Source organism: Streptomyces sp. URMC 127 (assembly GCF_051386535.1).
Lineage (GTDB): Bacteria > Actinomycetota > Actinomycetes > Streptomycetales > Streptomycetaceae > Streptomyces.
In genome coordinates this window covers 33,584-44,376 of sequence record NZ_JBPQTW010000037.1, presented here as the reverse complement: position 1 = coordinate 44,376, position 10,793 = coordinate 33,584, and the positions used below count along the sequence as shown (strand labels likewise).

The 10,793-nt window shown below is 72.9% G+C and carries 9 protein-coding genes; 3 read left to right on the top strand and 6 right to left on the bottom strand.

The window, feature by feature from the left end; all coding sequences use genetic code 11:
• The 5 genes from ACSNOH_RS11740 to ACSNOH_RS11720 all read right to left on the bottom strand — a co-directional run.
• On the bottom strand, positions 1-2,302 hold a 2,302-nt coding region (locus tag ACSNOH_RS11740), incomplete at its 3' end, for a bifunctional salicylyl-CoA 5-hydroxylase/oxidoreductase (RefSeq protein WP_436721195.1).
• On the bottom strand, positions 2,287-3,114 hold the full coding sequence (locus ACSNOH_RS11735; RefSeq protein ID WP_436721194.1) for an enoyl-CoA hydratase family protein: 828 nt from the start codon (positions 3,112-3,114) through the stop codon (positions 2,287-2,289). The genes ACSNOH_RS11740 and ACSNOH_RS11735, both read right to left, overlap by 16 nt.
• 134 nt (positions 3,115-3,248) lie before the next feature.
• Entirely contained in the window at positions 3,249-4,250 is a 1,002-nt protein-coding gene (argF, locus tag ACSNOH_RS11730; RefSeq protein WP_436721193.1) for an ornithine carbamoyltransferase, read from the bottom strand.
• Between the two features lie 139 nt (positions 4,251-4,389).
• Positions 4,390-5,613, bottom strand: a complete 1,224-nt coding sequence (locus tag ACSNOH_RS11725; protein WP_436721192.1) for an arginine deiminase — start codon at positions 5,611-5,613, stop codon at positions 4,390-4,392.
• Positions 5,614-5,777: 164 nt separating this feature from the next.
• The gene (locus ACSNOH_RS11720) at positions 5,778-7,307 is read right to left on the bottom strand and encodes a helix-turn-helix domain-containing protein (RefSeq protein ID WP_436721191.1); all 1,530 of its coding nucleotides are present in this window, start codon (positions 7,305-7,307) and stop codon (positions 5,778-5,780) included.
• A 92-nt stretch (positions 7,308-7,399) separates the two neighbouring features.
• On the opposite strand from ACSNOH_RS11720, the gene ACSNOH_RS11715 reads away from it, so the two are divergent.
• Both ACSNOH_RS11715 and ACSNOH_RS11710 read left to right on the top strand, forming a co-directional pair.
• Positions 7,400-8,422, top strand: a complete 1,023-nt coding sequence (locus ACSNOH_RS11715; RefSeq protein ID WP_436721190.1) for a hypothetical protein — start codon at positions 7,400-7,402, stop codon at positions 8,420-8,422.
• Position 8,423: 1 nt separating this feature from the next.
• Positions 8,424-8,786, top strand: a complete 363-nt coding sequence (locus ACSNOH_RS11710) for a GntR family transcriptional regulator (protein WP_424890593.1) — start codon at positions 8,424-8,426, stop codon at positions 8,784-8,786.
• 15 nt (positions 8,787-8,801) lie between these two features.
• On the opposite strand, the gene ACSNOH_RS11705 is transcribed toward ACSNOH_RS11710, so the two are convergent.
• Positions 8,802-9,356, bottom strand: coding sequence for a Uma2 family endonuclease (locus ACSNOH_RS11705; protein WP_436721189.1), 555 nt, complete (start codon positions 9,354-9,356; stop codon positions 8,802-8,804).
• Positions 9,357-9,551: 195 nt separating this feature from the next.
• Between ACSNOH_RS11705 and ACSNOH_RS11700 the strand changes: the two genes are divergently transcribed.
• Entirely contained in the window at positions 9,552-10,490 is a 939-nt protein-coding gene (locus ACSNOH_RS11700; protein ID WP_436721188.1) for an alpha/beta fold hydrolase, read from the top strand.
• Positions 10,491-10,793: the final 303 nt, after the last annotated feature.

The following is a 10,793-nucleotide window of genomic DNA, read 5'->3' as shown; positions in this document are numbered from 1 at the left end:
CCGCCGCCCGCCGACGGGACGGGGAGCGTAGCGCCTGCGGCGGGCGGCGGCTGCCTGCGCGGTACGGGGGCGGCCAGATCGCGCCCGGGCCCGCGTACCCCTGTTCCGCCGCCGCGTGGAGCGTCCAGTGCGGGTCGTACAGGTGCGGGCGGCCGAGCGCGCACAGGTCGGCGCGGCCGGCCAGGATCAGCGAGTTCACGTCGTCCCACGACGAGATCGCGCCCACGGCGATCACGGGGACGCCCGCCTCGTGCCGGATGCGGTCCGCGAACGGCGTCTGGTACGAGCGGCCGAACGCGGGCCGTTCGCCGGCGACGACCTGGCCGGTCGAGACGTCGAGCGCGTCCGCCCCGTGGGCGGCGAAGGCGCGGGCCACGGCCACGGCGTCCTCGGCCGTCGTGCCGCCGTCGGCCCAGTCCGTGGCGGAGATCCGTACGGTCATGGGCCGGTCGGCGGGCCACGCGGCCCGCACCGCGTCGAACACCTCCAGCGGGTAGCGCAGCCGGCCCTCCAGGCCGCCCCCGTACGCGTCGTCGCGGTGGTTCGTCAGCGGGGAGAGGAAGCCGGACAGCAGGTAGCCGTGCGCGCAGTGGAGCTCCAGGAGGTCGAACCCGGCGCGCGCGGCGGCCTCCGCGGACCGCACGAACTGGTCCCGTATCGCGGCCATTTCGGCCGTCGTCAACGCGCGCGGGGTCTGGCTGACGCCGGGCCGGTAGGGGAGCGCCGAGGGGGCGACGACCGGCCAGTTGCCGTCCGGGAGGGGCTCGTCGATGCCCTCCCACATCCGGCGCGTGGAGCCCTTGCGGCCCGCGTGCCCCAGCTGCAGGCCGATCGCCGTGCCGGGCGCCTGCTCGTGGACGAAATCCGTGACGCGGCGCCACGCCCGCTCGTGCCCGGGCGCGTACATGCCCGAGCAGCCGGGCGTGATCCGGCCTTCCGCGCTCACACAGACCATCTCGGCCATCACGAGGCCCGCCCCGCCCAGGGCGCGCGCGCCGAGGTGGACGAGGTGGAAGTCGCCGGGCGTGCCGCCGACGGCGGAGTACATGTCCATGGGGGAGACCACGACGCGGTTGCGCAGGGTCAGGCCGCCGATCCGGAAGGGGGTGAACATGGGCGGCGTGCCGGGCGGCACGCCCGCCTCGTCCTCGACGGAGGCGACGAAGTCCGGGTCGCGCAGCCGCAGGTTGCCGTGGGTGACGCGGCGGCTGCGGGTGAGCAGGTTGAACGCGAACCGGCGCGGCGGCTGGTCCGCGTGCACGGCGAGGTCCTCGAACCACTCCAGGCTCGCCCGGGCGGCGCGCTGCGTGGAGGCGACGGCCGGGCGCCGCTCGGCCTCGTAGGCGGCGAGCGCGCGGGGGACGTCCGGGTGCCGTTCCAGGGCCTGCGCGAGCGCGAGGGCGTCCTCGACGGCGAGCTTGGTGCCCGAGCCGATGGAGAAGTGCGCGGTGTGGGCGGCGTCGCCGAGCAGGACCGTACGGCCGTGGTGCCAGCGCTCGTTGACCACCGTGCGGAAGGCCGTCCAGGCGGAGCGGTTGGAGCGCAGGGGGCGTCCGCCGAGGGCCTCGGCGAAGTACTTGCCGCACGCCGCGAGCGTGCCCTCCTCGTCGCAGCGGTCCAGGCCCGCGCGGTGCCAGACCTCCTCGCGCATCTCGACGATGACGGTGCTGGCGTCCTGCCGGTACGGGTAGCCGTGCAGCTGCATGATGCCGTGCTCGGTCTCGGCGATCTCGAAGCGGAAGGCGTCGAAGGCGAAGTCGGCGGAGAGCCAGATGTAGCGGCAGCGGTGGGTGGTGAGGACGGGCCGGAAGTGGTCCGCGTGGGCCTCGCGGGTGCGGCTGTGGACGCCGTCGGCGGCGATGACCAGGTCGTGCGTGCGGGCGAGCTCGGCGGCCGGCGGCGCCTCGGTGCGGAAGCGGAGCCGGACGCCGAGGCCGTGGCAGCGCTCGTGGAGGACGCCCAGGAGCCGGCGGCGGCCCAGGGCGGCGAAGCCGTGGCCGCCCGAGCGCAGGGTGGTGCCGCGGTGCACGACGTCGATGTCGTCCCAGCGGACGAACTCCCGGCGCAGGGCGGCGTGGACGTCCGCGTCGGCGGTCTCGATGCCGCCGAGCGTCTCGTCGGAGAGGACGACGCCGAAGCCGAAGGTGTCGTCGGGGGCGTTGCGCTCCCAGAGGGTGACCTCGCGCTCGGGGGCGAAGCGTTTCAGCAGAGCGGCGGCGTAGAGGCCGCCGGGGCCGCCGCCGATGACGGCGACGCGCGGGGCCGTGGCCCCGGCCGCGGCGGGGCTCACCGTCCCTGCCACTTCGGCGGCCGCTTCTCGGTGAACGCGGCGTGGAACTCGGCGTAGTCGGCGCTGTTCATGAGCAGGGCCTGGGTGGCGGCGTCGAGTTCTACGGCGGCCGCGAGCGGCATGTCGAGCTCGGCGGTGAGCAGGGCCTTGGTCTGCGCGTGGGCGAGCGCCGGCCCTTCGGCGAGGCGGCGGGCGAGGGCCTGCGCGGCGCCGCCCGCCTGCCCGTCCTCCGTCAACTGGCTGATCAGGCCGATGCGTTCGGCTTCGGCGGCCCGTACGGGTTCGCCGAGCATCAGCAGCCGCGTGGCGTGGCCGAGGCCGACGACGCGGGGGAGGAGGTAGGCGGCGCCCATGTCGCCGCCGGAGAGGCCGACCCGGGTGAAGAGGAACGCGAAGCGCGCCGTCGGGTCGGCGACGCGGAAGTCGGCGGCGAGCGCGAGGACGGCGCCGGCGCCCGCGGCGACCCCGTGCACGGCGGCGACCACCGGGAACGGGCACTCCCGCAGGGCCCGTACGGTCTGGCCCGTCATCCGGTTGAAGTCCAGAAGCTGCCCGGTGTCCATGGCCAGGGTCGCGCCGATGATGTCGTCGACGTCGCCGCCGGAGCAGAAGCCGCGGCCCTCGCCGCCGAGCACGAGGGCGCGCACGGAACCGTCGCGGGCCAGCTCGGGCAGCAGGTCGCGCAGGTCGGCGTAGGCGCCGAAGGTGAGCGCGTTGAGCTTGTCGGGACGGGCGAGGGTGACGGTCGCGACGCCGGCGTCGAGGGTCAGGCGCAGGTGCCGCCACTCCTCGGTACGGGACGCGGAGCCGGTGAACGGGCTCACGGAGCGGCCTCCTTCAGCCGGGGGCTGGTGTGTGCCGTGCCTGCTCCGTGAAGCTATCACTGGCCTGTGACTGTCGTCACGACCACGCGATAGAACGGGGGTTGCCCCGGACCGCGGCCCGGGGCAACCCCGGGCTACCCGGCCAGCGTCGCGACCAGCACCGCCTTGATCGTGTGCATCCGGTTCTCCGCCTGGTCGAAGACGACCGAGTGGGGCGACTCGAAGACCTCGTCGGTGACCTCCAGGGAGGTCAGCCCGTGCCGCTCGTGGATCTCGCGGGCGACGGTCGTCTCCAGGTCGTGGAAGGCCGGCAGGCAGTGCAGGAACTTCACCGCCGGGTTGCCGGTCGCCCGCAGCACGTCCATGGTCACGGCGTACGGACCGAGCAGGGCGATCCGGGCGTCCCAGACCTCCTTGGGCTCGCCCATGGACACCCAGACGTCGGTGGCGACGAAGTCGGCGCCCTTCACGCCCTCGGCGACGTCCTCCGTGAGCTTGATCCGCGCCCCGCTCGCCTCGGCGAGCTGCCGCGCCTGCGCGACCACTTCGGGGGCGGGCCACAGCTCCTCCGGCGCCACGATGCGCACGTCCATGCCGAGGAGGGCGCCCGTGACGAGGTAGGAGTTGCCCATGTTGTAGCGGGCGTCGCCGAGGTAGGCGAGGGTGACGTGGTCCAGGGACTTGGCGGTGTGCTCGGACATGGTGAGGACGTCGGCGAGCATCTGCGTGGGGTGCCACTCGTCCGTCAGACCGTTGTAGACAGGAACGCCCGCGTGCGCGGCCAGCTCCTCCACCACGTCCTGGCCGTGCCCCCGGTACTCGATGGCGTCGAACATCCGGCCGAGCACCCGCGCGGTGTCCTTGACCGACTCCTTGTGCCCGATCTGCGAGCTCGCGGGGTCGAGGAAGGTCGTACGGGCGCCCTGGTCGCCCGCCGCCACCTCGAAGGCGCAGCGGGTCCGGGTCGAGGTCTTCTCGAAGATGAGGGCGATGTGGCGGCCGAGGAGCTTCTGCTCCTCGGTGCCGGTCTCCCGCGCGGCCTTGAGCTCGGCGGCGAGCTCGACGAGGGCGTGGAACTCCTCGGCGGTGAAGTCCGTCTCCTTGAGGAAGTGACGGCCCTTGAGGTCTGTCGCCATGGGGGTGGGACTCCTAGCTCTGGCTTGCCCGCGCGGGTCTGATGCGGGTGCTGATGCGGGTGCTCACGACTGCTGAAGAGTGAAACTATACGAACATCCGTATTGCTATGCAATCAACTGTGCGGTGCGTCTCAGCCGCTCAGACCGCGTCCCGTTCGATCGGGCAGCTCATGCACCGCGGTCCGCCCCGTCCCCGCCCCAGCTCGCTGCCCGGGATGGTGATCACCTCGATGCCGTGCTTCCGCAGGTGCGTGTTGGTCGTCGCGTTCCGCTCGTAGGCGACCACGACGCCCGGCTCGATGGCCAGCACGTTGCAGCCGTCGTCCCACTGCTCCCGCTCCGCCGCGTGCACGTCCTGCGTCGCGGTCAGCACGCGCACCGAGTCCAGGCCGAGCGCCGCGGCGATCGCGCGGTGCATGTGCTCCGGCGGGTGGTCGGTGACCTTGAGCTCGCGCTCGCCCGCGCCCGGCTCGATCGTGTACGAGCGGAGCATGCCGAGCCCGGCGTACTGCGTGAAGGTGTCCCCGTCCACCATGGTCATCACCGTGTCCAGGTGCATGAACGCACGCCGCTTGGGCATGTCCAGCGCCACGATCGTCCGGGCCGAGCCCGCGGCGAAGAGCCGGTGCGCGAGCATCTCCACGGCCTGCGGGGTGGTCCGCTCGCTCATGCCGATCAGCACGGCGCCCTCGCCGATCACGAGCACGTCGCCGCCCTCGATCGTCGACGGGTAGGCGGCCTGCCCCTCGGACCAGACGTGGAAGCCGCCGCCCGAGAACAGCGGGTGGTAGCGGTACAGCGCCTCGTAGTGCACGGTCTCGTGCCAGCGCGCGGGCCAGCGCATGGCGTTGACGCACACGCCGTCGTAGATCCAGGCGGAGGTGTCCCGGGTGAACAGGTGGTTGGGCAGCGGGTTGATGAGGAAGTCGTCCAGCTCCATGGCGTGGAAGCGCACCGATACCGGCTCGCTGTGCCGCTCCAGGAACTCCCGCTTGGTCATCCCGCCGACCAGCCACTCGCCCAGCTCGGCCGCCGGCAGCCGTTCGAACGCGGCTCGCAGGTGGCCCGTGGCCAGCGGCCCGTACTCCTTCTCGTCGAAGACCCGGTCCAGCACGAGCTCCCGGGCCTCCGGCACCGTCAGGCTCTCCTCCAGCAGGTCCTGGAAGAAGTGCACCTCGACCCCGCGCTCGCGCAGCACGTCCGCGAACCCGTCGTGCTCGGCGCGCGCCCTGCGCACCCACAGCACGTCGTCGAAGAGCAGAGCGTCCTTGTTGGAGGGCGTGAGCCGCTTCAGTTCCAGGCCGGGGCGGTGCAGTATGACGCGGCGCAGCCGCCCGGCCTCGGAATCGACATGGAATCCCATGCCCCCATCCTGGCCCCGATCACCCGCGCCGGACCGGTGCGACGAACCGATTCCCCGGATCTCCCGGCGCATCCACCGGAAGGCCCCACCCCCACCTGCCGCCGGCTGCACGCCCTCCGCCGCCCGCCCGGCGCCGCGCCGGTGCCCCGGCCGCCGGGCTGCGGTCAGATGTCGCGGAAGATCTCGATCTGGGCGCCGATCGAGTTGAGGCGTTCGGCCAGGTCCTCGTAGCCGCGGTTGATGACGTAGACGTTGCGGAGCACGGACGTGCCCTCGGCGGCCATCATGGCCAGGAGGACGACCACGGCGGGGCGCAGGGCCGGCGGGCACATCATCTCCGCCGAGCGCCAGCGCGTGGGGCCCTCGACGAGGACGCGGTGCGGGTCGAGGAGCTTGACGTCGGCGCCGAGGCGGTTGAGGTCGGTGAGGTAGATGGCGCGGTTGTCGTAGACCCAGTCGTGGATGAGGGTCTGGCCCTGGGCGGCCGCGGCGATGGCCGCGAAGAACGGCACGTTGTCGATGTTGAGGCCGGGGAACGGCATGGGGTGGATCTTGTCGATCGGCGCCCGCAGCTTGGAGGGGCGCACGGTCAGGTCGAGCAGGCGCGTGCGGCCGTTGTTCGCCGGGTACTCGGGGCTGCGCTCGTGGTCGAGGCCCATCTCCTCCAGGACGGCGAGCTCGATCTCCAGGAACTCCACCGGCACGCGGCGGATGGTCAGTTCGGACTCGGTGACGACCGCGGCGGCCAGCAGGCTCATGGCCTCGACCGGGTCCTCGGAGGGCGCGTAGTCGACGTCGCGGTCGATGGTGGCGACGCCGTGCACGGTGAGGGTGGTCGTGCCGATGCCCTCGACGCGGACGCCGAGCTCCTCCAGGAAGAAGCAGAGGTCCTGGACCATGTAGTTCGAGCTGGCGTTCCGGATGACGGTGACGCCGTCGTGCCGGGCGGCCGCCAGGAGGGCGTTCTCGGTCACGGTGTCGCCGCGCTCGGTCAGCACAATCGCCCGGGTGGGTGCGACCGAACGGTCGACCTGCGCGTGGTAGGTGCCGTCGGTCGCCGTGATCTCCAGGCCGAAGTGGCGCAGGGCCGTCATGTGAGGCTGCACGGTGCGGGTGCCGAGGTCGCAGCCGCCCGCGTACGGGATCTTGAAGTGGTCCATGCGGTGCAGGAGCGGACCGAGGAACATGATGACGCTGCGCGTGCGGCGCGCGGCCTCGGTGTCCATCGCGGCCAGGTCGAGCTCCGCGGGCGGCACGATCTCCAGGTCGTTGCCGTCGTTGATCCAGCGGGTGCGGACGCCGATGCTGCCCAGCACCTCCAGGATCCGGTAGACCTCCTCGATCCGGGCGACCCGGCGCAGGGTGGTGCGGCCCGCGTTGAGGAGCGTTGCGCACAGCAGGGCGACACACGCGTTCTTGCTGGTCTTGACGTCGATCGAGCCGGAGAGCCGGCGGCCGCCGACCACCCTGAGGTGCATGGGACCGGCATAACCGAGGGAGACGATTTCGCTGTCCAGCGCCTCCCCGATGCGGGCGATCATATCAAGGCTGATGTTCTGATTTCCTCGCTCAATGCGGTTCACGGCGCTCTGGCTGGTGCCGAGGGCCTCCGCGAGCTGCGACTGGGTCCAGCCTCGGTGCTGCCGGGCATCACGGATCAGCTTGCCGATACGGGCGAGGTATGCGTCTGTCATGCCGTAGACGCTATCTCACATATGAGATTTCATCCGCATGGCGGTTCTGGCCATTGGTTGTTCTATTACGATGCGTACAACTCGGAGGTGACATGACCCTGACCTCGCGTCCCTCGCGCTCCCCGCGTCCCGGGCAGCCCGCGGCCGGACCGCGCGCGCCCCTCGTCGTGGCCGCCGCGCATCTGCTGGCCTGCGCCGCCTTCCTGACGGTCTTTCTCACCCGCCGCGACCGCCTGCCCGACCCCGTCGCCACGCACTTCTCCGGCTCCGGCGGCGCCGACGGCTTCACCACCCTCGGCGCCTTCCCGTACGAGGCGCTGGGCATGCTGCTCGGCGCGGCCCTGCTCTGTACGGGCCTGGTGTACGCGACGCGCGGTCAGCGCGTGTTCGTCGGCCTCGGCTGCGCCGTCGCCGGGCTCCTCGGCGCGCTGACCGTGGCCGTCCTGCTGAGCAACGCCGGGGCGGAGACGGCCGACGGGGTGCGCCTCGGCCCGCAGGCGCTGGGCCTCGCCGTCGCGGCCGCCGCCGTGGCCGCGGTCCTCGGCGTGCCGGCCGGCGGGCGCGGACCGGCCGCCCCGCAGCCGGAGGCGGCCGCCGGCCCGGAGGCGGCGCCCCGCTTCGAGCTCCGCGAGGGCGAGAGCGTCCTGTGGACCCGCAGCGCCGGCTCGCGCCCCCTCCTCGCCGGCGGCGGGTACCTCATGGCGGCCGGCGCCGTGCTGGTCCCGCTCGCCGGCTGGGCGTCGGGCCTGGGCCTGCTTGCCGGAGGCGCGGTGCTGTGCGCCTGCTTCGCCGTCCGCGTCACCGTCGACCGGCACGGCCTCACCGTGAACGTGCTCGGCCTGCCCCGCCCCCGCGTCCGCATCCCCCTCGACCGGATCGCGGAAGCCGGCCACCGCGACGTCGAACCGCTGCGCGACCTCGGCGGCTGGGGCTACCGCGCCGTCCCCGGCCGCAGCGGCTTCGCCCTGCGCTCCGGCCCGGCCGTGGTGGTCCGCCTGACGACCGGCAGCGAATTCGTCGTCACCGTCGACGACGCCGCGACGGCCGCCGCGCTCCTCGCCGCCCTGGCCGAGCGGGCGCGCGGCGCCGCACGTACGACCGCCGAAGGAGGCTGAGATGCTCGTCCGCCTCGACCACGGCTCCCCGGTGCCGCTCGGCGACCAGATCGCCGCCGCCGTGCGCGGCGCCATAGCCGACGCCACCGTCCGCCCGGGCGAACGCCTCCCCGCCGCCCGCGCCCTCGCCGACTCCCTCGGCGTCAACGTCCACACAGTGCTCCGCGGCTACCAGCGCCTGCGCGAGGAGGGCCTCATCGAACTCCGCCGCGGCCGCGGCGCGGTGGTCACGGCCGACCCCGCCGCCCCCGGCCGCGCCCGCCTGACGGACGGCGTCCGCGCCCTCGTCGCGGACGCCCGCGCACTGGGCGTCTCGGACGAGGAACTGGTCAGCCTCGTACGGGGCGGGCTGGCGGGGCGCTAGCGGCGGCCTGCCGGGTCAGAACTCGGAGGTGTCGAGTTCGAGATCGAAGGGTTCGGGGAGGTGGAGAGACTCCCCGAAGCGGCAGCTGTCCGACTTCATGTAGCCGAGCTCTCCCGGCCTGCTGAAGAGCGTGCAGGTGCGTTCCTGCCGGTCCGCGAGCAGGTACAGCGGGGCGCCGTATTCGGCGTATCGACGGCGCTTGGCGATCCTGTCCGTGTCTCCGGTGGACTCGGAGGTGACCTCCACGACAAGGAGGGTCTGGTCGGGGACCAGGGCGCCTCCTCCCTTCGCGAGCTCACGGGGCACCACCGCCAGGTCCGGGACGTACCAGTTGGGGCTGCCCGGAAGGTCGAGGTTGCCTGCGCCTGCCCTGCAGCCGAGCCTTCGCAGTGCAGGCCCGATCTGTTCGCGGATAAGGTCGGCAACGTTTTCGTGGTCCCATAGAGGCACGTCCTGTTCGATGACCCCTTCCACGATCTGCGCCCGGTCGTCCCCCCGGATGTGCTGGATCGCATACTTCAGTGCGGTTTCGGGGTCGTCGGCTGCGTAAGAGTGGGGGTGTGCGCTCATCGGTCCTCCCACGGACATCGTGACTGCAGCATGACGACTGTCCAAGGTCTACGACAATCAGCGTCGGCGACCTGCCCGTTCGGCCCGTCGGTCACTCGTACTGGTGAACCAGGCCCGATTGCATCCCGCAATTCACCCCCTGTCATGATCGAACAAGCGGCGGCCGACCGTGCCTCCGCAGGGGGAGACAGTTCCATGACAGACAAGGCGGACAAGGCCGCACGGACGACCGCGCAGATCGGCTCCTACGCCGACGAGGCCGCTCGGGCGCGCATCCTCGGTGCCTACGACAAGGCGATGGCTTTCTGGCCGGAGCCGCGGGAGCAGAAGGACGTCGAGACGTCCTTCGGGACCACCCGCGTCCACACCTACGGAGGCGGCGCCGGCACCCCGGTCGTCCTGCTGCACGGCCAGAGCGCCACGCCCGCCGAGTGGGCGCCGCACGTCGCCGCCCTCGGCGGGGACCGCCCCGTGCTGGCCGTCGACCGGGTGGGAGAGCCGGGGTACAGCACCCAGACGGCCCCCGTCCGCACCGCCGGTCACATCGCCGACTGGCTGGAAGAGGTCCTTGCGGGCCTCGGCCTGGAGCGGGTGCACCTCGTCGGCCACTCGTACGGCGGCGGCGTCGCGCTCAGCCACGCCGCGCACCGCCCCGCACGGGTCGCTTCGGTGACCGCCTACGAGCCGCCGCGCGTCCTGGCCAAGCTGAAGGCGAGCTTCGTCCTCAACGCCGTCGCCGCGTTCGTGAGCGGTTCGGAGAAGGTCCAGCACCGCTGGTTCACCCGGCTCATCGGCGACACGGGTGCGGAGTCGGCGCAGGCCGAGGCGCTGACGCAGGTCTCCCTGGAGGCGATCCGCGGCTTCCGCATCCGCCTGCCGCAGCCGTGGCCGATGACCGACGAGGAGCTGCGCTCCGTGGCCGTCCCGGCCCTGATCCTGCTCGGCGGCGGGAACAAGGCGATGGACGCGCGCCGCGCCGAGGAGCGGGCCCGGCGGCTGATCCCGGACGTGCGGACGGAGATCGCGCCCGGCGCCGGGCACGGCATCCCGGTGAAGCTGCTGAACGACCGCCTGCCGGTGTTCCTGCGCGAGGTGGACGCGGCCGCGGAGCCGGCGGCGGGCAGCCGCGCCTGACGCTCCGCGCCACCGGAATGGCCGTACCGGCCCTGAGCTCTGCATCCGGCCCCCGGCGGCCTCGCCCCGGGGGCCGCATCCCGCGCGCACGGCGCCCCGCCCGCCGCCGGAAAGGGCGGCGCGGGGCGCGGGGCCGGGCCCCGGACCGCGCAGGTCAGTCCCCTCAGGACATGACCGTTCCGCAGCGATGTACTAGAGTTATCTCGACATCGAGATATCTGCCGAGAGGCGTACCGCTGTCGCGCCAGTAAGGCTTGCCTAACTAAGGCACACCTTATCGGATCGGCGGGACCGTGGGGCGGC

Coding starts and splice junctions, on each gene's coding strand:
- ACSNOH_RS11705 (WP_436721189.1), bottom strand. CDS start 9,356: ATGAGCGCACACCCCCACTCTTACGCAGCCGACGACCCCGAAACCGCA.
- ACSNOH_RS11715 (WP_436721190.1), top strand. CDS start 7,400: ATGACCCTGACCTCGCGTCCCTCGCGCTCCCCGCGTCCCGGGCAGCCC.
- ACSNOH_RS11725 (WP_436721192.1), bottom strand. CDS start 5,613: ATGGGATTCCATGTCGATTCCGAGGCCGGGCGGCTGCGCCGCGTCATA.
- argF (WP_436721193.1), bottom strand. CDS start 4,250: ATGGCGACAGACCTCAAGGGCCGTCACTTCCTCAAGGAGACGGACTTC.
- ACSNOH_RS11710 (WP_424890593.1), top strand. CDS start 8,424: ATGCTCGTCCGCCTCGACCACGGCTCCCCGGTGCCGCTCGGCGACCAG.
- ACSNOH_RS11700 (WP_436721188.1), top strand. CDS start 9,552: ATGACAGACAAGGCGGACAAGGCCGCACGGACGACCGCGCAGATCGGC.
- ACSNOH_RS11720 (WP_436721191.1), bottom strand. CDS start 7,307: ATGACAGACGCATACCTCGCCCGTATCGGCAAGCTGATCCGTGATGCC.